The sequence below is a fragment of the Helicobacter sp. 23-1045 genome (assembly GCF_053654655.1).
Genome location: NZ_JBSIUR010000040.1, coordinates 1 through 368, shown reverse-complemented (window position 1 = coordinate 368; position 368 = coordinate 1). Strand labels below are relative to the sequence as shown.

The window sequence follows — 368 nt, the reverse complement described above, 5'->3', positions numbered from 1 at the left end:
TTTCATTTGATTGCCCTGTCGCGTGTTTGTAGCAGTCAAACAAAAATGCGATTTGCTGAAAGGTAACGAAGCTCAAAGCAAGGGGCAAAAGGATATGTGGCAATGGAATCTCAAAATCCAAATGCGCTATTTGGCTAAACAAATTGAAATTTTCTAACAAAAAATCCGTGTATTTGAAAAAGCAAAGAAGCGATAAGTTGAAAATTATGCCGATAACAAAAAAGAATTTTGGTGTAAATTCTGCGCTAGATTCTGCGGATTTTGTGCGAGATTCTGCGAAATTCGCAGAATCTAACCTATTCTGCCCCCCCCCTATTTGCAGATTCTGCAAATCTCAAAATGCACTTTGCTAAAAAGTAATTTACAGC

1 pseudogene is annotated in these 368 nt (G+C 37.5%); it reads right to left on the bottom strand.

Annotation, left to right across the window (positions count from 1 at the left end):
- Positions 1 to 331, bottom strand: a pseudogene (locus ACWIUE_RS11965) (hypothetical protein); the annotation flags it as partial.
- Between the last annotated feature and the right edge of the window lie 37 nt (positions 332 to 368).